Source organism: Muribaculum sp. An289, assembly GCF_002159555.1.
Lineage (GTDB): Bacteria > Bacteroidota > Bacteroidia > Bacteroidales > UBA932 > Merdivivens > Merdivivens faecigallinarum.
Window position 1 is genome coordinate 137,476 of record NZ_NFIV01000005.1, and the last position, 21,581, is coordinate 159,056.

Annotated in this window: 18 protein-coding genes and 1 tRNA gene; 9 read left to right on the top strand and 10 right to left on the bottom strand. The window is 50.0% G+C overall.

Annotated elements, in window-relative coordinates; all coding sequences use genetic code 11:
* Positions 1 to 3 precede the first annotated feature (3 nt).
* On the top strand, positions 4 to 1,710 hold the full coding sequence (locus tag B5F83_RS05575; RefSeq protein WP_087277619.1) for an acyl-CoA dehydrogenase family protein: 1,707 nt from the start codon (positions 4 to 6) through the stop codon (positions 1,708 to 1,710).
* Between the two features lie 187 nt (positions 1,711 to 1,897).
* Positions 1,898 to 4,168, top strand: a complete 2,271-nt coding sequence (locus B5F83_RS05580) for a hypothetical protein (protein WP_087277616.1) — start codon at positions 1,898 to 1,900, stop codon at positions 4,166 to 4,168.
* A 657-nt stretch (positions 4,169 to 4,825) separates the two neighbouring features.
* Here B5F83_RS05580 and B5F83_RS10785 read toward each other — a convergent pair.
* The 5 genes from B5F83_RS10785 to B5F83_RS05605 form a co-directional block, all read right to left on the bottom strand.
* Positions 4,826 to 5,158 (bottom strand): hypothetical protein, encoded by a 333-nt coding sequence (locus tag B5F83_RS10785; protein WP_087277613.1) that lies wholly within the window; start codon positions 5,156 to 5,158, stop codon positions 4,826 to 4,828.
* 262 nt (positions 5,159 to 5,420) lie between these two features.
* Positions 5,421 to 5,507 (bottom strand) — tRNA-Ser (locus tag B5F83_RS05590).
* 189 nt (positions 5,508 to 5,696) lie between these two features.
* A complete protein-coding gene (gene floA / locus B5F83_RS05595; RefSeq protein WP_087277610.1) occupies positions 5,697 to 6,653 on the bottom strand; it encodes a flotillin-like protein FloA in 957 nt (318 codons plus the stop codon).
* 41 nt (positions 6,654 to 6,694) lie between these two features.
* Positions 6,695 to 7,159, bottom strand: a complete 465-nt coding sequence (locus B5F83_RS05600; RefSeq protein ID WP_087325266.1) for an NfeD family protein — start codon at positions 7,157 to 7,159, stop codon at positions 6,695 to 6,697.
* A 4-nt stretch (positions 7,160 to 7,163) separates the two neighbouring features.
* Positions 7,164 to 9,020 carry a PD40 domain-containing protein gene (locus B5F83_RS05605; RefSeq protein WP_087277605.1) on the bottom strand — a complete coding sequence of 619 codons (1,857 nt, stop codon included), beginning with the start codon at positions 9,018 to 9,020 and terminating at the stop codon, positions 7,164 to 7,166.
* A gap of 150 nt (positions 9,021 to 9,170) precedes the next feature.
* Between B5F83_RS05605 and secDF the strand changes: the two genes are divergently transcribed.
* Both secDF and B5F83_RS10545 read left to right on the top strand, forming a co-directional pair.
* A complete protein-coding gene (gene secDF, locus B5F83_RS05610) occupies positions 9,171 to 12,203 on the top strand; it encodes a protein translocase subunit SecDF (protein ID WP_087277602.1) in 3,033 nt (1,010 codons plus the stop codon).
* Between the two features lie 71 nt (positions 12,204 to 12,274).
* Positions 12,275 to 12,667, top strand: coding sequence for a hypothetical protein (locus B5F83_RS10545; protein WP_143822475.1), 393 nt, complete (start codon positions 12,275 to 12,277; stop codon positions 12,665 to 12,667).
* Positions 12,668 to 12,873: 206 nt separating this feature from the next.
* Here the strand turns inward: B5F83_RS10545 and B5F83_RS10845 are convergent, their stop codons facing one another.
* The 3 genes from B5F83_RS10845 to B5F83_RS05620 all read right to left on the bottom strand — a co-directional run bounded on the left by B5F83_RS10845 (position 12,874) and on the right by B5F83_RS05620 (position 15,327).
* Positions 12,874 to 13,008 (bottom strand): hypothetical protein, encoded by a 135-nt coding sequence (locus B5F83_RS10845; protein ID WP_255376116.1) that lies wholly within the window; start codon positions 13,006 to 13,008, stop codon positions 12,874 to 12,876.
* Positions 13,005 to 13,427 carry a hypothetical protein gene (locus B5F83_RS05615; protein ID WP_143822476.1) on the bottom strand — a complete coding sequence of 141 codons (423 nt, stop codon included), beginning with the start codon at positions 13,425 to 13,427 and terminating at the stop codon, positions 13,005 to 13,007. Before B5F83_RS05615 ends, B5F83_RS10845 begins: the two co-directional genes overlap by 4 nt.
* A 265-nt stretch (positions 13,428 to 13,692) precedes the next feature.
* The gene (locus B5F83_RS05620) at positions 13,693 to 15,327 is read right to left on the bottom strand and encodes a S41 family peptidase (protein ID WP_158094167.1); all 1,635 of its coding nucleotides are present in this window, start codon (positions 15,325 to 15,327) and stop codon (positions 13,693 to 13,695) included.
* Positions 15,328 to 15,437: 110 nt separating this feature from the next.
* Here B5F83_RS05620 and rdgB point away from each other — a divergent pair, with 110 nt between their 5' ends.
* The 4 genes from rdgB to B5F83_RS05640 are packed head-to-tail and all read left to right on the top strand — an operon-like array spanning position 15,438 to position 18,979.
* Positions 15,438 to 16,037 carry an RdgB/HAM1 family non-canonical purine NTP pyrophosphatase gene (gene rdgB / locus B5F83_RS05625; RefSeq protein WP_087277593.1) on the top strand — a complete coding sequence of 200 codons (600 nt, stop codon included), beginning with the start codon at positions 15,438 to 15,440 and terminating at the stop codon, positions 16,035 to 16,037.
* Between the two features lie 39 nt (positions 16,038 to 16,076).
* The gene (gene recO / locus B5F83_RS05630) at positions 16,077 to 16,745 is read left to right on the top strand and encodes a DNA repair protein RecO (RefSeq protein ID WP_087277590.1); all 669 of its coding nucleotides are present in this window, start codon (positions 16,077 to 16,079) and stop codon (positions 16,743 to 16,745) included.
* Positions 16,739 to 18,247, top strand: a complete 1,509-nt coding sequence (locus B5F83_RS05635) for a GH3 auxin-responsive promoter family protein (protein WP_087277587.1) — start codon at positions 16,739 to 16,741, stop codon at positions 18,245 to 18,247. The genes recO and B5F83_RS05635 overlap by 7 nt, the downstream gene beginning before the upstream one ends.
* A 60-nt stretch (positions 18,248 to 18,307) precedes the next feature.
* On the top strand, positions 18,308 to 18,979 hold the full coding sequence (locus tag B5F83_RS05640) for a zinc metallopeptidase (RefSeq protein WP_087277585.1): 672 nt from the start codon (positions 18,308 to 18,310) through the stop codon (positions 18,977 to 18,979).
* Here the strand turns inward: B5F83_RS05640 and lpxK are convergent.
* Positions 18,947 to 19,981, bottom strand: coding sequence for a tetraacyldisaccharide 4'-kinase (gene lpxK, locus B5F83_RS05645; protein WP_087277582.1), 1,035 nt, complete (start codon positions 19,979 to 19,981; stop codon positions 18,947 to 18,949). The two genes, B5F83_RS05640 and lpxK, sit on opposite strands and share 33 nt — an antisense overlap.
* A gap of 24 nt (positions 19,982 to 20,005) precedes the next feature.
* Positions 20,006 to 20,998, bottom strand: a complete 993-nt coding sequence (gene dusB / locus B5F83_RS05650; RefSeq protein ID WP_087277924.1) for a tRNA dihydrouridine synthase DusB — start codon at positions 20,996 to 20,998, stop codon at positions 20,006 to 20,008.
* Between the two features lie 124 nt (positions 20,999 to 21,122).
* Between dusB and rplM the strand changes: the two genes are divergently transcribed.
* Positions 21,123 to 21,575, top strand: coding sequence for a 50S ribosomal protein L13 (gene rplM, locus B5F83_RS05655; RefSeq protein ID WP_087277579.1), 453 nt, complete (start codon positions 21,123 to 21,125; stop codon positions 21,573 to 21,575).
* The last annotated feature ends 6 nt before the right edge of the window (positions 21,576 to 21,581 follow it).

The window sequence follows — 21,581 nt, forward strand, 5'->3', positions numbered from 1 at the left end:
GCCATGGCAAATTTTTATAAAGACATACCGGAATTGAAATTCCATCTCGACAATCCGATGATGGAACGTATCTGCGAATTGAAGGAACGCGGATACAGGGATAAGGACGAATACGACTATGCTCCGCAGGATTATGCCGATGCGATGGATTCGTATGACAAGGTTTTGGAAATCACCGGCCAGATTACGGGAGATGTGATTGCGGCCAATGCCGAAGGTGTGGATGAGGAAGGTCCGCATCTTTCCAACGGCAGGGTGGAATATGCCAGCGGCACAAAGGAAAATCTGGATGCGATGGTAAAGGCAGGACTCAACGGGATGACTATGCCGCGCCGTTTCGGTGGGTTGAATTTCCCGATGACCCCTTATACCATGTGCGCCGAGATTGTAGCCACTGCCGATGCCGGTTTCGGCAATATCTGGTCGTTGCAGGACTGTATCGAAACCCTGTATGAATTCGGAAATGAAGACCAGCACAGCCGTTTCATCCCGCGTATATGTGCAGGCGAGACTATGTCGATGGACCTTACCGAGCCTGATGCCGGCAGCGATTTGCAGAGCGTGATGCTGAAGGCTACGTATGATGAAGCCAACCAGTGCTGGAGACTGAACGGGGTAAAACGATTCATAACCAACGGCGATGCGGACATCCACCTCGTGCTTGCCCGTTCCGAGGAAGGTACGAAGGACGGCCGCGGGCTTTCTATGTTCATCTATGACAAACGCGACGGAGGTGTGGATGTGCGCCGTATCGAAAACAAACTCGGCATACACGGTTCCCCTACCTGCGAGCTCGTTTACAAGAATGCACGTGCGGAACTTTGCGGAAACCGCAAGTTCGGACTTATCAGATATGTGATGTCCCTTATGAACGGCGCCCGTCTCGGTATTGCCGCACAGTCGGTGGGTCTGAGCCAGGCTGCCTACAATGAGGCGGTGGCATACGCAAAGGACCGCAAGCAGTTCGGAAAGGCCATCATAGAGTTCCCGGCGGTTTACGACATGCTTTCATCGATTAAGGCCAAACTGGATGCCGGACGTGCCCTTCTGTATCAGACTGCACGTTATGTGGACATTTACAAAGCATTGGACGATATAGCCCGTGAAAGGCAGCTTACTCCGGAAGAACGTCAGGAGCAGAAAAAATATTCGAAACTTGCAGACGCGTTCACTCCTTTGGCAAAAGGAATGAATTCCGAATATGCCAACCAGAATGCTTATGATTGCATCCAGGTACACGGTGGAAGCGGTTTCATGCTCGAATATGCCTGCCAGAGGATTTACCGCGATGCCCGTATTACCAGCATTTATGAAGGCACGACCCAGTTGCAGGTGGTTGCGGCAATACGTTATGTGACCAACGGTTCTTATCTGTCGATTCTCCGTGAATATGAACAGATTCCTGCAAACGCGGAAATGCAGCCGCTTCTTGAACGCGTGAAGGCAATGACCGACAAGTTCGAGGCATGCATGAATCTTGTAAAGGATGCGGACAATCAGGAACTTCACGATTTCCTGGCAAGGCGCCTTTATGAGATGGCCGCTGTATGCGTAATGTCGCACCTCATCATTCAGGATGCCACCCGTGCTCCGGAAATGTTCGCCGGTTCCGCAAGGATTTATGTCAATTATGCGGAAGCGGAAATCGAAAAACACGACATGTTCATACATGATTTTTCACCAGAGTGCCTGAATGATTATCGCAAGTAATATATTGCCTCAGGTTATCCTCGCCCGGATTTTATCAAGGGGGGATTTTGTTGTAATATAAATGCTTATACAATGTAAGAGGCTGGGAGTCTTTCATGGCTCTCGGTCTCGTTGCGTTTCGGTACGGCCGAAACGGATTCTGACGGCATCGGTTTAATTTTTATTTTAATTATAAACTTATAGTATCATGAACAGTTTTTCATTCCGCTGTAATATTACGGCAAAGGTAAAAACAGTGGTGGCCGTAATGATGGCCGCATCGCTTGTTTTAAGTTGTAACAAAAACGAACCCGAAGCCGAACCACCGGGACCGGATCCCGAAGCAAAATTCTACGCCATCACTTTTGAAGAGTCCGGGCTATATTCGGTGGCCGTGCAGGATTCGGCAAAGGCCGGAGAGAGTGTGGAAGTTACTGTCGGGCTTACGGACCCGGCCATTCGTGTTACATCGATCATGTACAATGATTCGGAATGCAAGAGGGTGTCGTATGATGAATCTTCCAATTCTTATGTCTATTCTTTTACCATGCCTGAAGAGGATGTGCTCCTGACCGTGAATACCAGCAGTCTGCGTTTCGGTATCGTTTGTGAAACCAATGAATTGTGGCAGTATTCCGGAGCATCGGAGGCCATTGCCGGAGACCAGGTGGATTTCAGTATTACGGTTGTGGACAATACGTATGGAATCATATCGGTGTCTTATGGCGAAGGGGAGGACGAGACCTGCACTTTGGTAGGGAACCCGGAGATAAGCAATACTATGGCAACTTACAATTTTACTTTTACCATGCCGGAAAAGGATGTGACATTGTCACCTGTGGCAGGCACTCCGGTAAACAGGATTTACAGGCAGTATTATGAGGACGGTACGATGACCATCCGTGTCCAGAACCATTACCGTGTGGATTTCAATGATCCTACGGCGGACGAGTACGGCAATGTCACCGACCCGGATGACCCTTATTGGCCTGGGGCAAGGATTGTCGAGAGTGCCAAGGGCGAGACTGTCCTCTTCCTTGTCGATTTCGCATTGGGTTACGATTCCCCGGACTATCATCAGAACAATCCTGACGGCTTCATTACCGTGACCGGGCTTTATACCGGGGCGGCAGTTCCTATTGCCTGGACTCTGGATCCGTTAATGGGACTTCAAGCATGGGGCTTTACGATGCCGGCGGAACCGGTACTGATAGAGTCGAAGACAACGGAATTGTCCACCTACGCGGGAGAGGAATTCGTAGGGGACTATGATGGCTTCTATATCCATTATGGTGTCGGCTATTCAAGCACCGTCCAGACAGCCGTGGCTCCCGATGTGGATTTCGACCTGGGGGCGAATACGGTATTCAACCTAAAGTCTTCTTCTTCCGACCGCACGCCGGGCTATGAGTACGATATCATGGGGCTTTATACATACGATGAAAACACAGGAATAATCGAGTACGATTTTGATTCCTGCCGCGACGAGCAGGGCAGGGACAAGGACGGTTTCGGCATAAGCGGTACTTATGGTTCAGAAGCCTGGATTGTCAGTGTCGTAGACCTTGAAGACGGAGGCCTTTCAGAAAATTTCCGTTATTATTTTTCCATGAAGGAGTCGGCCGGCGTGACGGGATTCATTTCCGCATCGAATGAAAACGGGAACCGTTTCCTTTTCCAGGTAGCCGCTTCGGCAGGTACGCAGTACTGGTATTATGATGCTTCGGGAGCGAGGACTCTGTATAAGGCGGAAGCCGATTTTTCAGGGAAAGACATAAATGAAGAAGGCGCGGTTTCGAAGATAAATGATGAGTCCGGGGAAACGCTTGTCAAGTATTCGTTTGCTAACGGCGTTCCGGTGTTCATGCTTAAAGGCGCAGAGGCAGGTACATATTCCGGGGAGAGCGGAGAACTAGTGCTTGATGGATTCGGTGAAGGGTCTTTGGCCGGAACTCAAGGGACTTATGACGTTGATGGCAACATAGTCGTATTTACCGATGCGTCCTCCGTTTCCACTACGATGACGATAGACAAGGTATCCCATACCTATGCCTTGATAGGAGGTGAAGGCGAATGGGACGGTCCTACCGAGTTCTCCCTCATTACCGAGACCGGAGTAGGCGGACCTTCAAACAAGGTGTTCATTACCGTAACACTTGATTCGGGAGAAAAAGGACAGGCAAAGATACAGGCGAGATTTTTCGGCCCGTACAATTCGGACGACCCTTACGCCTATGGTTCTGAGGAACTTATCAATGATACCCAAGCCTATGTATACGATTCTTCAGCCGAGACCCTTATCATAAGCAATGTGCTTCAGGGCAAGAGCGGTGCCTGGGGAAGTGAGCGCAAGGATATCGTATTCGAAGTGTCTCCGGACAAGGGAAGCCTTACATTTACCATGGACTGGATAATCTCCACGGCTAATCCTAACAAGTATGTGGGCGTGACAGGCCTCAGCCTTACGGCGGTGGAGTAAACGAAAATATCTCAAGTGACCGTCATCGTGTGGCGGGCGGAGTCCGGATACGGATTCAGCCCGCCACATTGCTTGTGAAACATCTTTTTGTCAAATTTGCATAATCAGAAGTTTATGTGTGATGTGCGAAGTGAAGGACAAAGTGTTTTTATATGCCGTCTTCATGATAATTTCCATTTCCATGGTAACAGGATGCGGTTGTGGGGAGTCCGCCGATTCCGCAAAGCCGGGCGGCGGGGGGGGAAGGATGTCTGGTCCGTCCTTACTGAAGAAGGCAGATGGAACGAACTGGTGACTCTGGCTTCGGCGGAATTTCAGAAAGATACGGCCGGAGGGTATTACGCAGAGGCTGTCTATCCAGCCGCACATCTGGCACAGTCTTATCTTTTCATGGACAAATACGATTCATCTGCATATTATCTCGGGTACATGGAAAAATACCTGTCCGGCACGGCCGATAGGGATGGCATTCCAAGCGCGGAAATGTACAAGTCCGGTCTGATATATTACAATACCAAGGCGATTATGGCAATGAAGACCGGCCTTGATTATACTTCGACATTGGAATATATGAACAAGGCGGCCGGGCTTGCTGAGCAGGAAAGGGATTCGGTCCAGCTCGGAAACATCCTTTCCAACATGTCCATGCTGTATTGTTCAAGGGGGGATACGGCGGGGCTTCCCTATGCTTTGAAAGTATACATTCTGGGCAAGTCGTTTGCGGACGACAACATACAGTGCCGCAACAATATACATTTGTCCGAGATATATTTTCTTTCTGAAAATTACGTGCAGTCTCTCAAATATGCCCTGGAAGCGGTTGAGTTGTGCAGGCGGTCCGGATACAAGGGGAATGCCCTTGCTTCCTACAGGCTTTGCGGGGACATATATTCGGCTATGGGCGATTCTGCCTTTGCTGATGACAGTTACCGTATGGCAGGAACCTATTATTCCCAAGCCAGTGACAGCGATATCATACAGTACCTTCATTCATACGCGGATTTCCTTTCCCGCAGGGGCGAATATTTTTCTGCAATGGAAATGTACGAAGAAGGTCTGGCCAAGGCGGACAGTACCGGGAATATCGAATTCCTTTCGGTTTTGCTGGAGGGACTGTCGGCCGTTTATGACAGCCTTTCGCTTACCGAAAAAAAGTGCACCAAAAAAGCGGGAAAATGGGACCAGCGAGGTCTTGCTGGTCCCTTTTTCGGTGCGGATACAAAAAAAACCGCGAGCACGTCGCGGTTTTTTGCGGTGAAAGGGGGATTCGAACCCCCGGTACCGTTACCGGTACGACAGTTTAGCAAACTGTTGGTTTAAGCCACTCACCCATCTCACCAAACTATTCTCACGATTGTCATCCTGTCTGTTCAGACGATACCATCGCCTCGCCTGTTCACCGGTGTCATCATTCTGCACCGATACCATCATCCTGTCCGCTCTCCGGAGCGTGCGTGCTGCCGGGGGATATAAACTGGCAATGCCGGACAGGAACTCACAATCGGGAATGCAAAGGTATGAAAAATTTTTATTGTTTTGCAATATTTTCTCTCATTTCGGTATCGGCCTGTATGTTTTTCATCCTGTAGTAGTCCATAATGCCGAGATTTCCGTTCTTGAACGCCTCGGCCATAGCAAGCGGTACCTCGGCTTCGGCCTCTATGACCTTGGCACGTGCTTCCTGGGCCTTCGCTTTCATCTCCTGTTCCAAGGCGACTGCCATTGCGCGGCGTTCCTCGGCACGGGCCTGGGCTATGTTCTTGTCGGCATTGGCCTGATCCATCTGAAGATATGCACCTATGTTCTTCCCTATATCGATGTCGGCTATGTCTATGGACAGGATTTCGAATGCCGTGCCTGCATCGAGGCCTTTGCGCAGGACAACCTTGGAAATCGAATCCGGATTCTCGAGCACCATCTTGTGGCTGTCAGCCGAGCCTATGCTCGATACGATTCCCTCACCGACCCTTGCGAGGACCGTCTCTTCTCCGGCACCTCCGACAAGCTGCTTGATATTGGCCCTGACCGTGACACGTGCCTTTGCAATCAGCTGTATGCCGTCCTTGGCCACGGCGGTGACAGGCGGCGTGTTTATGACTTTCGGGTTGACGGACATCTGTACGGCCTCAAAAACGTCGCGCCCGGCAAGGTCTATTGCGGCTGCCATCTTGAAATCAAGGACAATGTTGGCCTTGTCGGCGGAAATCAGCGCATTGACGACTTTGGGAACATTGCCTTTCGCAAGATAATGCGCCTCAAGCTCGTTGGCATCGAGCCGCAGGCCGGCCTTCGTTCCGGTAATCATTGCCATTACGATGATTCTCGGCGGAACCTTCCTCCATCTCATCAGAATCAGCTGCAAGAGTGAAATCCTTACGCCCGATATCAGCGCCTGGAACCAAAGGGTCACGGGGAAAAACCAAAGGAAAACGATGAGCAGGATTATGCCTATCACGGCCCAAATTAGAATCAGTTCTGTTGCCATTGCTTATGAAAATTAATGTGTTTCGTCTTCAAAAAAGCGGATTATTCAGTTTTCCTGACAATAATCCGGTTGTCTTCTATCAGGGCGACCTCGACTTCCTCCCCCTCCTCGATAAATCCTTCGAGGGATTTTACTTCGTATGATTTTCCGCTGAAGACCGCCGTGCCCATCGGCGCAAGCCTCGAAAGGCAGTGCCCTTTGTCGCCAACCTCTATCCCGCAGTCGGCAGGGGCCGCCCCCGCCTTGCTTGTAATTCCGGCTTTTAACTGGAACCTTTTCCATGTTTTTGCACGGAGGACATATATTGTCAAAGCGGTTACCAGAAGTACGTCGATAATCAGCACTATGGTGCTTGCCGGCTCGCCGAAGGTCTTGTCCGCATAGAAGTACGAACCGGCCAGGGCGCCGAGCCCGAGGATGCCCGTGATTGCGAATCCCGGTATCAGTATTATTTCAATCAGAAGGAGCAGAAGCCCCACGAAAATCAGTGTTACTATGTATATCATAAAATTATTCCTGTTTTTCAACGCTTATGCCTTTGACATCGGCGGCAATCAGTTTTCCTGCAAGTTTTTCGGCTTCGGCTTTGGTCTTGAACGGCCCTACCATGTAGACGGTCCCGTTTTCGTTGAGTGTGCGTATGATATCCATCGAAGTGCCCGCCTTTATGATTTCCGAAGCGGTTTCATCCAATGACCCGTCCGGAGAGAGTATGCATACCATGTATTCTGACGGCACCCCCTTGTGTTCCATTTCGCGCCCTTCTGCCACGGAGATTTTTTCCCCGTCATAGAAGGCATTGATGAAGGCGGAACCGAACCCTCTCGAACGTACCTTTCCGAGATTGGACCGGGCCTGGTCGTACGTCTCGAAAACCCCAACCGAATAAATGTATTTTCCTTTCGACGGGTTGCGCATGAATACCGGGCTGAGTCCTCCGAGGTCCTTTACTCCTGCAGGCGCTGCCGAAGCGAAAATCTGGATTTGGTATATGAGCCCGTCCGGCAGCCTGTTGTCTTCGGCAAAACGTCCTACCGGCAATATCTGGAATGAGTAATCGAACTGTTTTACAGGCTTTTCAACCATTATCTCGAAATCTCTTCCGGGCCTGTGTTTTTCGAAAACGAATCCTTCGGAAACAACCTGTTGGCCGGTGCCTTTATTCCCGATGTTTTCAAGGGCCTTGTCGGGATCGATTACTACGCCGTTGGCGAGAAAATCCATTTCGATTGCGGCGAGTTCCGCATTCAGCCTGTCGGATTCGGCCCTGAGCTGCACCATGGCCGCTTCGGAGGCTTCAATCCCGGAGCGTATGGAGGCCTGCATGTTTTCATCCGCAGAACTTGCGGCATATTTTTCCCTCATGGTTTTCAGCCCGCTTTCGATTTTGGAAAGCGAATCGCGCAGTGAACGTATTTCCTTCAGGACGGCCGAATATTTTTCCATCCCTTTTCCGGTCTGCACTGGATTTTCCTTCACGGCCGCCGTTGCTGATGTCGCCGGTTCCAACGATGCCGCGGCCTTCAATTCCGCAGGGTCCTGGATTTTTCTCTTTATCGCGAGAGGCTCGTACTCCATGACATATACCCTTACACTGTCCCCGGTTCCATGTCCGCCGTCCGAAGCCCTGTCGGAAACAGTCATGCAGTACTTCCCGTTTTCGCTTATGGCGAACAGTATGTCGTTGAACGGACTCGAATACGGGAACCCGAGATTTTCCGGAACTCCCCATTTCCCTGTTTTTCCGTCCCTGTGGGAAACGTAGAGGTCATAGCCGCCCATGCCGTAGAGCCCGTCGGATGCGAAATAGAGGCTTTTCCCGTCTGGGGACAGCATCGGGAACAGCACGTTTCCGGAAGAAAACGCTCCTTCATCGACCGAGGAAGGATAGGTCCAAAGCGTATCGTTGAGGCGCTCGGTCGAAAAAAGGCCCCATTGCCCGTTTCCGGTTTTGTCCGTAAAGACGATGATGTCGTCCCCGTCGCGGTGGTAAAATGCCGAAGGAAAATCTTCCCGCCGGTTCTGTACCAGGCTGTTAGGGCAGATTCTCCAGCTCCTTTCGGCAAGAGGGAGGTACAGGAAGAAACTGTCTTTGTGAAAATTTTCCGCGGCCACCGTCTTTGGTGAAGATACGAACTCCGCGAGTGCTATTGCGTTGCGGCAACGAAGGATTTTTCCCTGGAGAACGGCAAGGTCCGCACTGTCCGTCGCGGCCGCAGCCATGTCTTCAAGGCAACCGAGAGCTTCTTCAAACCGGTATTCTCCCATCAGGGAGTCGGCCTTTGCCGTATGTACGGCGGTCTGTGCGTGTCCCGGCATTATGAATGCTATAAAGGCGGAAAATACCGTTATTGACAATCTGTGCATAATGTCCCAAGTAGAAAATGGACAACAAATGTAATAAATAAGTTCATAATTATGGAAAAAAGTGTAAATTTGTGCCCTATTTTACGAATAAAAGTGAAGGGACGATTCGATTTTGAATATTAAAACAAGTAAAATTAAAATAAAGAAGTTATGCAAAGCAAAGGAGCCATTACATTTTTGGCAGTGATTATCGCCTTGGCCTGCATCTGGCAGCTGTCGTTTACTGCTGCCACCAAGATTCAGGAAGGCAAGGCAAACCGTTATGCTTCAGCGGCGGTAGAGGCAGAGAGGAACTCACCTTCTTTTGCCAATGTCCCGGAGGTGGACAAAGCTTATTATCTTGATTCGCTCAGGAAAGCGAAGAACAGTTTTTATATCGATTCCATCTCTGCGGAAAAAGTATATTTATGGTATACTTACAAAGAGGTAAAAGAGCGCGAAATCAACCTCGGCCTTGACCTGAAGGGCGGTATGAACGTCATGCTCCAGGTCCAGCTGAAGGATCTCGTGAAGGCGCTGTCCGGTGACAGTCAGGATCCGAGATTCCTCGAAGCCCTTGACATTGCGGAGAGGAACAGCGTGGATTCCAGGCTCGATTTCATTACTTTGTTTGCACAGGCATGGGATGAAGTGGCTCCGGGAGAAAGGCTGTCGCAGATTTTCGGAACATACGACATGCGTGACAGAATCCGTCCCGAGACTTCCAATGAAGAAGTGATAAAGGTCATTTCTGAGGAAGCCGAGAGCGCCGTATCCAACTCTTTCAATGTCCTCAGGAACCGTATCGACCGTTTCGGCGTTACGCAGCCTAATATCCAGAAGCTCGGCAACAGCGGACGTATCCTTGTCGAACTCCCTGGCGTGAAGGAACCTGAGCGTGTGAGGAAACTGCTTCAGGGAACCGCATCCCTCGAATTCTGGACTACATACGAAAATGCGGAGATATTCCCTTATCTCCAGGATGCCAATGCAATGCTCGCCGAGCTTGCAGCCGATGATACCTTGGCCGCTGCATCCGTAGAGTCCGTAGAGGAAGAGGCTGCCGATGCGGTTGCCGATACCCTTCTCGAGAAGGTGACGTCGCAGAACCTCGATATGGAAGCATACGCGAAAGAGAACCCTCTTTTCGGCGTATTGCAGCCTTCTGCATACAACGGTACCCTTATGGAAGGTGCCTGCATAGGTTTCGCCCATTACAGGGATACGGCAAAGGTCAATGAATATCTGAGCCTTCCTGAAGTACAGGCCCTGTTCCCGGCCGATTTCATTCCGATGTGGACTGTGAAACCTTCCGGAAGAATGGCCGACGGCAATTATTATGAACTCGTGGCAATAAGGGCTTCTTCACGTGACGGGAAAGCCCCTCTGGACGGAGGCGCAGTTACCGATGCCCGCGTATCTTACTCCAACACCAACGGCAGCCCTGAGGTAGACATGGTGATGAACGGAGAAGGTGCTAGGACATGGGCAAGGCTTACTGCCGACAACATAGGACATCAGATAGCAATCGTCCTCGACGGAATGGTATATTCTTACCCTGTTGTCAACGGCGAGATTACCGGAGGGCGTTCAGCCATCACCGGCAACTTTACCGTTACGGAAGCGGAAGACCTTGCGAATGTCCTGAAATCAGGTAAGCTGCCTGCTCCTGCAACTATCGTCCAGGAACAGGTCGTAGGACCTTCCCTCGGTAGCGAGTCCATCAACGCCGGTCTCATATCGTTCATAATAGCATTCCTTCTCGTGCTGCTCTACATGCTCTTCTTCTATAATGGTGCAGGTCTGGCAGCCGATATCGCATTGCTGTGCAACGTGCTGTTCCTTTTCGGAGCCCTTGCTTCATTCGGTGCGGTACTGACCCTGCCTGGTATAGCCGGTCTCGTCCTGACCCTCGGTATGGCGGTCGATGCCAACGTCATCATTTATGAACGTATCAAAGAGGAGATAAGGGCGGGCAAAGGCCTTGCTCTGGCGATAAAGGAAGGTTACAGGAATGCATATTCGGCCATCATCGACGGACAGGTGACTACGATTATCACGGGTATCGTGCTTATAATCTTCGGTTCCGGTCCTGTACAGGGATTCGCAACCACTCTTATTATAGGTATCATCACTTCGCTCCTCACTTCAATCTTCATATCAAGGCTCATATTCGAGGCAAGGCTTGCGAAGAAGAAGAACATTACCTTCGACAACAAGTGGACAAGGAACTTCCTGCACAATACCAAGGTAAACTTCCTGTCAAAGAGGAAATATTCCTATACGATATCCGGAATCGTGATACTCATCTGCTTGGGCTCCATTATTTTCAAGGGCTTCACATACGGTGTGGACTTCACCGGTGGACGTACTTTCGTCGTAAGGTTCGACCAGCCTGTATCCGCTGAGGAAATCAGGGAGGCGGCTACGGCAGAGTTCGGAGGAAGTGTCGAAGTCAAGCAGTTCGGAGGCGAAAGCCAGATGAAGATAACCACCAAGTATATGATAGAGGACGAATCCACGGAGATGGATACTCAGGTAGAGCAGATGCTTTACGATGCCCTTCATCCGTTCTTCGCCGAGGATATCACATACGATGAGTTCAAATCCACTCTTGAGAACCCTAACGGTATCATAAGCTCGGACAAAGTCGGTCCTACGATTGCAAACGACATGAAGCGGGATGCAATAATAGCCGTTGTCATCGCCCTTCTTGCAATCTTCGTTTATATCGCAATAAGGTTCCGTAACTGGACCTGGGGTGCCGGCGGTGTCATATCGCTTACGCATACGACGATTATCACAGTAGGTTTCTTCTCCCTGTTTACAGGTGTGTTCCCGTTCAGTCTCGATGTCGACCAGTCGTTCATTGCGGCCGTGCTGACCATTATCGGTTATGCAATCAATGACAACGTTGTCATCTTCGACCGAATCCGTGAGTACAGAAGGTTGTATCCTAAGAGGGCTCTCGAAGACAATGTGAACAATGCGCTCAACAGTACCCTTACCAGGACAATGAATACCTCCCTTACCACTATCATAGTGATGGTTGCCATTGCAATTTTCGGTGGCGAGGTAATCAGGGGCCTCTCGGTTGCGTTGGTAGTAGGTATCTCTGTCGGAACTTACGCTTCGATGTTCATCGGTACTCCTATCATGTACGATTTGAGCCGCAGAAAGATAAACAAGGAATCGGTTAAGTAAGCTTTCTCGTTGAATCAATTTAAGTAAGTTTTCTTACAGATTCAATTTTACTGATTATAATATTTTAAAGGATGACTCTTAAAGTCCTGTGGCTTTGGGGTCATCTTTTTTTGGTGCGGGGGAGGGAGCATTTGGGGCATTTGGGCCATCTGGAGCATCTGGGACATTTGGGGCATTTGCGGTTTGCGGGCATCATTTTGGGAAATCATTGGAAATCATTTTTTGCGGGTTATTTTGGTGAATTATTCTTTTTGCAGGTCATCTTTGTTTGCGAAGTCATTTCTTTGCGGTTTACGGTTTTCGGCTTGTGCCCTTGTGCCGTACTTGCCGTGTGCTTTGTCATGTGCCCCATGCTTGTCATGTTTTGCCTACTTGGCGTGTATTGTTTACGTACCGTGTACTACCAGTTTGCCGCATGGCCTGTTTTTCACCCCATATCCATCGCTTCATTTTGGAGTAATTGATAATCAATAAGTTATAAAAATAGGGCTGCTTTTGGGTGCTTCCTGAGGTACCCAAAAGCAGGGGTGTTTTTGATAAAGCTCTGATTGTTAGTGTGTTATAAAGACAGCAGCTGGACGTGGGGTAAAAAATTCCCGAAAAATTCCCGAAAATCCTCGCAATTCTGGCAAAATCTGATTCCTATCCACCTCCTCCGGTTTTTCTTCTTTCATGCTTTGTCACTCCAGCCCTCATCGCCAACCACCGCGCATTCGTCCAGCGCATCGCGGCATACGGAACGGCTGCGCTTCCAGTACCCCTGCCTGCTGTAGCTGAACAGCCGGCACAGCGAAGACACGCTCATTTCTTCGTGGCGCGACTTGAGTTCGCCGACCGTCCGGCACCTGCTTTTTTTAGCAGGTCTATCCCTTCCTCTTCCTTCAGCTGGCTGAGCATATACTCGTAACCTTCTATCTTTATGTTAGACATCTTGACCGCCGACTCCAGAGACCTGACCTTCGACTCCAGTTCGCGGATCCTTTCCTTGTCATCCTTTCTCGACATCTCTATCGCGTATTTGTCCCTCTCGTCAAAGATATCGATTTTACCGCTCCGGTATTGTTCCGACAGCTCCTTTATGCGCTTCAGCGACATCCCGTAGCGGCGGTGCAGCGTTTCGGCGGGGACACCGCTGTAGTACTCCCGCAGGACATGGGAGTCGCGCTTGCGTAAGAACTTCTGGAGACTCCGGTCCGAGTCGCTGCTTTCTTCTGATTTTCTCATCGTTTTTTCCTCCTTTTTTGGTAAACCTTTTTCAGGACGGGACAAAGTTTGGAGCGAGTTGTGTTTTGTTAAGTTGTTAATAATTAGTGAGTTATTAAAATTCAGCTCGCTTTGGGGTAGTATGCAAACATGGTCAAAAGCGAGTGATATTTTCTTAAATAATTGATAATCAATTGCTTATAAATATTTTTACTCGCTTTAAACAAAATCGTCAAAACGAAATCGTCAAAAACAAATGCAGCAAAACTAATGCTACAAGGCTAAGCTAAGAGCCTTTATCGGGAACCGCTACAGGGCAACTCGGGGTCGCGGCCCATTTTTCCAACGCTTCATGCAGTTGCCTGTCCGTTCTGAGCCGTACCTTCACTCCGGCCGGCTGGAAATAATATCTGACGACGATTTCTTCTTCAATGAACGGTATTATCTGGTCCTTGTGATGGAGGATGATTTCCTCCTTGCTCAAATCGACGGCTTTTGCAAGCGAATCGGCCTGGGCTCCTACGAGATGTCCGAGACCTTCGTCCTCGATGGCTTTTTTCATCTCATCCAGAAGGGCCTTGGCCTGGCTGCGGTAATCGAATTCCTTCGATGCGGCGAATCCGACAAAATCTTCGAAGTCTTTTTCACTCAGGCGAAAGTCTTCGGGTGCGGCTATGGAATCGTGCTTTGCCACATAGTCCAAAGTATATTCCTCGATTATTCCGTTGAGGACGAGAGAGTATACTATGCGGCTGTATTCCTGTACTGGAATCTCTACGTCGGGGCTTATCCCGCCGCCGTCCTTTACCGTCCTTCCTCCGGCCGTTTTGAATTCTTTCCTGAGGGAGTCGGGAACGTATCCCACCGAGCCGTCCGACCGGCGGTTGCTGTAATCCAATGCCTGGACACATCTGCCGCTCGGAGTGTAGTACCTTGCCGTCGTCACTTTCAGCTGTCCGTTATAAGGGAGAGGCCGGATGGACTGTACAAGTCCTTTACCGTAGCTGCGTGTCCCCATTATCAGTCCCCTGTCGAGATCCTGAATTGCCCCGGCCACGATTTCCGAAGATGAAGCGGAGGCCCCGTCTATGAGAACGAGCAGCGGCATTTCGGTGTCCACAGGGTCGAGCCTTGTACGGTACTCGGCTACCGGGGCGTTGCCCCTGCCTTTTGCGGAAACTACCAAAGTATTTTTAGGCAGGAATATCGAAGCTATGTCCACGGCTTCGTTCATGGCTCCTCCTCCATTCCCGCGAAGGTCGAGTACCATTCTTTCCATGCCTTCCTTTTTCAGTGAAATGACTTTCTTCCTCATGTCTTCGGCCGCTCCTGCCGTGAATCCTGTCAGCCTGATGTATCCTGTGCTGTCATCTATCATTCCGGCATATTCTATGTCAGGGAGATGTATCCTTTCTCTCGTGACTTTGATGTCGACAGTATCCCCAGTGCGCACTTTCTTTATTTTAAAACGGACATCGGTGCCTGGTTTGCCCTTCATCCTGTTGCTGCATTCTGCCGATTCGAGGTCGAAAACCTCTTCACCGTCGATGGTCAGTATCATGTCTCCGGGCTGTAGCCCCGCCTTTGTCGCCGGACTTCCTTCATACGGTTCATTGATGATGACTCCCTGTCCCGGGCGTTTGTAAATGATGGCGCCTATCCCTCCGTAAGTTCCGGAAAGCATCATTTCAAGGCCTTCCTGGTCTTCTTCCGGAATATAGACCGTGTATGGGTCGAGCCTGTTGAGCATGGCTTCGATTCCGTAAGTCAGTATCTTGTCCAGTTTTACGGTGTCTACATAGCTGTTTATCAGTTCTTTTATTATGGCATCCTCGATTTCCAAGGTCTCCCCGTTTTTAAAATTTTGGGATTGTCCCCAGGAGGAAAGCGGGAAACTCAGGGAGACTGCCAGTAAAATCAAACAGAATTTTCGCATATCTTTGTCTTTCAAATTAATCTTTATGTAATGCAATAAACATACAAAGTTACTCTTTTATATGTAATTTTGTCCTTTAATATTATTTTGACGATATGGAATTGGTTTTTGCGACAGGGAACAAGGGCAAACTGAGGGAGGCGGCAGAGATACTTGCTCCCGGGTTTACACTGCTGTCCCCGTCCGATCTGGGCCTGTCCGGCGATGTCGAGGAGACCGGGGCGACAATGAAGGAAAATGCGGCCATCAAGGCCAGGCATCTGTGGAACCAGGCCCACAGGAACTGTTTTGCGGATGATTCGGGGCTTGAAGTGGATGCTTTGGACGGTGCTCCGGGCATTTATTCGGCAAGATATGCCGGTGAAGGGAAGGATTTCAGGAAAAATATCCTGAAAGTTCTGGAAAATCTGGAAAAGGCCAGTGATAAAAAGGGGATGCGTGCGCGTTTCAGATGCGTAATCGCTTTGATTTATGAGGGCAGGGAGTATTTTTTCGACGGGACTCTGGAAGGAAAGATAACCATGGTTCCGGCGGGCAGTGGAGGATTCGGTTACGATCCGATTTTCATTCCCGAAGGATACGACAGGACCCTCGCGGAAATAAGCGAAGATGAGAAAAACAGCATCTCCCATCGCTACAAGGCACTTTTGCAGATGCGCCGGGAACTTTCCCGGATAACGGGAACCGAATTGTAGGAGACGGCTGCCGGCGTTTAATGAATCCAAAGAAGTCCGATGAAAAGGGAGGCTACCGATCTGATAGTGTTGCATGTCACGAAATTCGGTGACAGCGCCTTGATTGTGCATGCCCTTTCTCCGCTGTACGGACGGTGCGGACTTATTATTAAAGGTGTGGGGGCAGGAAAGAAAAACAGGCGGGCGGCGGCATTGTTCCAGCCTCTGAATGTTCTCGAAACGGTAGTGGACGAAAATCCGAAAAGCAGCCTGCTTTCTATTCGTTCCGCCGAGTTGAAATACAACCTGACTTCCATCCGGGGAAATATCCTCAAAAATTGCATATCGGTGTTCCTCAGTGAGTTGCTCTACAGGCTCGTGTCCGAAGGCAGCCGCGAGGAGGGTCTGTTCGAATGGACTGAGAACATGATCTGCGCTCTTGAGGGGCTGGAATGCGATTTTTCTAATTTCCATATATATTTTTCAATCGGACTCTGCGGAATCCTCGGTTTCTCCCCAAACCGGGACTCGGGATACAGGTTTTCCGAGGCAAACGAGGCCTTGCTCGGGAAATTCCTTTCCAATGATTTTGCAGGGTGCATGGCCTTGCCTGCTACCGGGGAGATGCGTTCGTCGTTTATGGAAGATATGGTAAAATATCTTGAGTATCACATAGATAAACCATTGGAAATAAAATCATTGAAGATTTTGCACGAGTTGTTATGCTAAAAGAATTGTTCAGGATATATCCCCAGCCGGCAAAGGCCCAGGCCAAGGTTCTTGAAGAACTTGTGGCAGGGGGAAGCAATACGTTGTTCGGGAAGACTTACGGTCTGGACAGCGTGCGTAGTGCGGAAGATTTTAGCAGAAAAGTCCCGTTGCACGATTATGATGCCCTGGAACCTTATATCAAAAGGCTGCTTTCGGGTGAGAATTATCTCCTGTGGGGGCAGAAGTGCAGATATTTCGCAAAATCTTCCGGAACGAGTTCTTCGAAGAGCAAGTTCATTCCGGTCACTCCGGACAATCTGCACAAATGCCATTTGCGGGGCTTCAAAATGATGCTGGCCTCTTATATCAGTTCGAATCACCGCAGCCGCCTGTTTTTAGGAAAATCGCTTACGATAGCCGGAACCCTCTCCTTTGACCCGAATACCGGGCTTTACAGCGGGGACCTTTCCGGGGTGCTCATGCGCAATTCGCCAAAGGCTGCCGACCTGTTCCGAATCCCTAAGCGCAGCGTGGCCCTGATTTCGGATTTCGACAGGAAAATAGCGGAAATAAACAGGTTGTACGCAAAGTCCGACGTTACATCCATAGCCGGGGTGCCGGCGTGGAACCTTCTGATGATAGAGAGGCTCATGGAACTCAACAATGTTTCCAATCTGTGCGAGTTGTGGCCGAATATGGAGTTGTTCATGCACGGAGGTACGGGGTTCGGCCCTTACCGTGAGACTTTCAGGAGGCTGATACCTTCCGAAAGGATGCATTATCTTGAAAACTACAATGCGTCGGAGGGTTATTTCGCTTTCCAGGACGATTTGTCCGATCCGGGGATGCTGCTCACTCTGAACAACGGTGTATATTATGAGTTCATACCGATGTCGAGGCTCGAAGAGGCACAGCGGGACGCCTCCCTCATCCGCTCCGGAGAGCCTGCCGCCGGGAAATATTACGGGTTCGATACTCTGGATACTGTCCGCACGGGTGTCGATTATGCCATGGTCATATCTACCAATGCCGGATTGTGGAGGTATCTGATAGGGGACTGCGTGAGGTTCACTTCGCTTAATCCGTACAAAATCATCATTACTGGAAGGACGAAGCTGTTCATAAATGCTTTCGGTGAGGAGCTCATGATAGGCAATACCGACAGGGCCATAGAGATTGTGTCGGCCCGTTTCGGGGTGAGGGTAAGGGAGTATACAGTAGCTCCGGTGTTCCTTCCTTCGGGAGGGGCGCACCAATGGCTTATAGAGTTTATCGGCAAAGTCCCTGATACGGAGGCCTTTGCGGACGGGCTTGACAGGGAATTGCAGGAACTCAATTCGGACTATGAAGCGAAGCGGACCCATACCCATACCATGGAGCGGCTCCGACTGACGGTGGTACCTGAGATGACCTTCGTCAGGTGGATGGAGTCCCAGGGCAAGAAGGGAGGTCAGAACAAGGTGCCGCGCCTGAGCAATGACAGGAAAATAGTGGATGCCATTTTGGCAATGCTGCAATAAGGCATGGATTTTGACAGGAGTGAGGCTTTGGTTTAGAAAAACTGGCGTTTTATGAGTTTTATGTCGATTTACCTGTTAGCAGGTCTTATTGCCGTAGTGGGCATGATCATACAGTGGCAGCTGCAAAGCCGTTTCAACAAATATTCACAGATTCCGATAAGCAGCGGAATGACCGGAGCCGATGTCGCGAGGAAAATGCTTGCCGACAATGGTATTTATGATGTGGAGGTCGTGCCTGCCAGGGGCATGCTGACCGACCATTATGATCCCCGTTCCAAACGTGTGGCCCTTAGCGAAGGTGTCTATGGAAGCCGTTCGGTGGCTGCCGCGGCCGTTGCGGCCCATGAATGCGGCCATGCGGTGCAGCATGCTGTGGGATATGCGCCACTGCGCCTCCGTTCGGCCCTTGTGCCGGTAGTGAGCGTATCTTCGAGGATAGTCCCTTGGGTACTGATTTTCGGCATACTCCTTATCAATGTTTTTCCTAATCTGCTGTGGTTCGGTATCGCGCTTTTTGCGCTGACTACGCTCTTCAGCATCGTCACCCTTCCTGTCGAAATCAATGCGAGCCGCAGGGCCGTGGCCTGGCTCGGGGATGCCGGCATTACCGACGTGACCAATCATGACAAGGCGGTGGATGCCCTCCGTTGGGCGGCTTACACCTATGTGATAGATGCGATAGGTTCAATAGCTACATTGCTATATTATATAGGTATCGCGCGACGCGAGTAGCTGTTCCCTGAACCTGTCTTTCTGTCCATCGAATAGAAAATTCACTTTTATAGGGAGATAGAATAGTTTGTTTTTTAGTTCGGAAGGGATGTCTTTGCGCTCCATTATGCGCTGGGCATCCTTTTCTGTCGTAAGCACGAGTGCCGTAGGGTTGGCCTTTGAAACCGAGGATATGTCCTTTATGTCCGACCTGGAATATCTGTGGTGGTCCGGATATTTAAGGCTCATCAGTACTTCATAATCCTCTGAAAGGTATTGTCTCATCGGCCTGTCGTCGGCGATGCCGGAAAACATTATGAGGCGGGGCGAATAGGCGTACCGCTGGTCCGCTTCCGGAAATACCGGTTCAGGACGGGAATATTCGATGGAAGTAAAATAAATGTTTTTCCCGCAGTCTTTGATTCCGGCTTCCTCCGTCCAGTCGGCGGCTTCCTGTTCCGTGATGTAAGGAGGGCATTTGGTCACTATGACGATATCCGCTGCCGAAAGTCTTGACGGGAGGTCTCTGAGGCGCCCGAAAGGAAGCAGCCTGTCCCTGTTCAACGGACGGTTCCAGTCTATGAGAAGGATGGAAACCGACGGGCGGAGTCTGCGGTACTGGAAGGCGTCGTCAAGGATTATTACCTGCGGCCTCCTGTCGGCCTGCATCGCTTCAATCATCTGGATGCCGTGCAGGCGCGATTTGTCTACGGCGACGACCGTTTTCGGGAATTTGCGCTTGATCTGTACGGGTTCGTCTCCGAAACGGGTCGCACCGCTGTCCGTGGCAACGAAAGCGAATCCTTTTCCCTTCCGTTTATATCCCCTTGAAAGCACGCCGGTGCGCATTTCGTCCTGAAGCATGCGCAGCAGCATTTCGGTATGCGGGGTCTTGCCCGTCCCGCCGACGGTTATGTTGCCGACGGATATCGTGAATGTTTCCGCCGTTCTGGTCTTGATGATTCCCTTGTCATAAAGGAAATGTCTGATTTTCAATATTAGTGCGTAAGGTGACAGTGACATGTTTTTCCGGTTTTCAGTTTATTTTCACAGGGTGGTTTCCGTATCACCCCATCTTTCTTCAATATAATCGAGTATGCTGTAAATCTCGTCGGGGGAGAGACTCGTTACCAATTTCAGTCTTGTTTCCTTGAAATCCGGAAGGCCTTTGAAATAGCAGGACAGATGTCTTCGCATTTCGAGTATTCCTACGCGTTCTCCTTTGATTTCAATCGATTTGGCAAGATGTTCCTTTGCGAGTCGGACCCTTTCCGGAACGTCCATGGGCGGCAGTTTTTCCCCCGTGTCCAGATAGTGTCTGATTTCTCTGAAAATCCACGGGTGTCCGAAGGTCGCGCGGCCGATCATTATCCCGTCGACTCCGAATCTGTCGAAAGCCTCCTTAGCCTGTTCTGGAGATGCGATATCCCCGTTTCCGATTATGGGAATGCGCATGCGCGGGTTTTCCTTGATTTTTCCGATAAGTGTCCAGTCCGCTTCGCCCTTGTACATCTGGGCGCGGGTCCTTCCATGTACAGTGAGGGCCGATATGCCGGTGTCCTGGAGCCTTTCGGCGAGTTCCACTATTATTTTCGAGTCTTCATCCCATCCGAGGCGGGTCTTTACGGTTACCGGCAGGCTTACGTTTTTTACAATCGATTCGGTTATCGCCACCATTTTGTCCGGTTCCCTCATCATTCCCGAGCCGGCCCCGCGTTTCGCTATCTTGTTTACCGGGCAGCCGAAATTTATGTCGATGAGGTCGGGTTTTGCGGCTTCGGCCATTTTCGCCGCCTCCGTCATCGCTTCCGGGATGTGCCCGTAAATCTGGATGCCGATCGGGCGTTCGTATTCGTAAATGACGAGTTTTTCGAGGGATTTCCGGGCATCGCGGATGAGGCCGTCCGAGGAGACGAATTCGGTGTACATCATATCCGCCCCGAATTTCTTGCATACATAGCGGAAAGATGCATCGGTGACATCTTCCATAGGGGCGAGAAACAGGGGTTTTTCCCTCAATTGTATATCCGCAATCTTCATTTTCAGAAAAACGGAGGCAAATTTAAGATATTTTTTTGACAATTTAATGGAAATGTGTATCTTTGCACCCCTTTTATAAGGGAAAGATCGCAATTTTAGAGTTATTAACCAAAAAGTCAAGACAGTGGACACATTAAGTTACAAGACTGTATCGGCCAATTCGGCTACAGTAAACAAAGAGTGGCTCGTCATCGACGCCACTGATTTGGTCCTCGGTCGTCTTGCTTCGAGGGTTGCACTTATCCTCAGGGGGAAGAACAAACCTAATTTCACCCCTCATGTTGATTGTGGAGACAATGTCATAATCATCAACGCGGAGAAAGTGAAACTTACAGGCAAGAAAATGACCGACAAGGTTTATGTGCACCATACAGGCTATCCGGGAGGACAAAGGACTGTCCCTATCGCCCAGATGTTGCAGAAAAAACCTACAGAGGTGCTTAGGCACGCCGTAAAGGGCATGCTTCCTAAGAACCGTCTCGGTGCTAAGCTTTTAGGCAATCTTTATCTTTATGCCGGAAGCGAGCATCCTCACCAGGCGCAGAAGCCGAGAGAAATTAAGTTGAACGAAATTTAAACAGAG

Coding starts and splice junctions, on each gene's coding strand:
- B5F83_RS05575 (WP_087277619.1), top strand. CDS start 4: ATGGCAAATTTTTATAAAGACATACCGGAATTGAAATTCCATCTCGAC.
- B5F83_RS05580 (WP_087277616.1), top strand. CDS start 1,898: ATGAACAGTTTTTCATTCCGCTGTAATATTACGGCAAAGGTAAAAACA.
- B5F83_RS10785 (WP_087277613.1), bottom strand. CDS start 5,158: ATGAAGGTACTGTATGATATCGCTGTCACTGGCTTGGGAATAATAGGT.
- floA (WP_087277610.1), bottom strand. CDS start 6,653: ATGGCAACAGAACTGATTCTAATTTGGGCCGTGATAGGCATAATCCTG.
- B5F83_RS05600 (WP_087325266.1), bottom strand. CDS start 7,159: ATGATATACATAGTAACACTGATTTTCGTGGGGCTTCTGCTCCTTCTG.
- B5F83_RS05605 (WP_087277605.1), bottom strand. CDS start 9,020: ATGCACAGATTGTCAATAACGGTATTTTCCGCCTTTATAGCATTCATA.
- secDF (WP_087277602.1), top strand. CDS start 9,171: ATGCAAAGCAAAGGAGCCATTACATTTTTGGCAGTGATTATCGCCTTG.
- B5F83_RS10545 (WP_143822475.1), top strand. CDS start 12,275: ATGACTCTTAAAGTCCTGTGGCTTTGGGGTCATCTTTTTTTGGTGCGG.
- B5F83_RS10845 (WP_255376116.1), bottom strand. CDS start 13,008: ATGAGCGTGTCTTCGCTGTGCCGGCTGTTCAGCTACAGCAGGCAGGGG.
- B5F83_RS05615 (WP_143822476.1), bottom strand. CDS start 13,427: ATGAGAAAATCAGAAGAAAGCAGCGACTCGGACCGGAGTCTCCAGAAG.
- rdgB (WP_087277593.1), top strand. CDS start 15,438: ATGGAATTGGTTTTTGCGACAGGGAACAAGGGCAAACTGAGGGAGGCG.
- recO (WP_087277590.1), top strand. CDS start 16,077: ATGAAAAGGGAGGCTACCGATCTGATAGTGTTGCATGTCACGAAATTC.
- B5F83_RS05635 (WP_087277587.1), top strand. CDS start 16,739: ATGCTAAAAGAATTGTTCAGGATATATCCCCAGCCGGCAAAGGCCCAG.
- B5F83_RS05640 (WP_087277585.1), top strand. CDS start 18,308: ATGTCGATTTACCTGTTAGCAGGTCTTATTGCCGTAGTGGGCATGATC.
- lpxK (WP_087277582.1), bottom strand. CDS start 19,981: ATGTCACTGTCACCTTACGCACTAATATTGAAAATCAGACATTTCCTT.
- dusB (WP_087277924.1), bottom strand. CDS start 20,998: ATGAAGATTGCGGATATACAATTGAGGGAAAAACCCCTGTTTCTCGCC.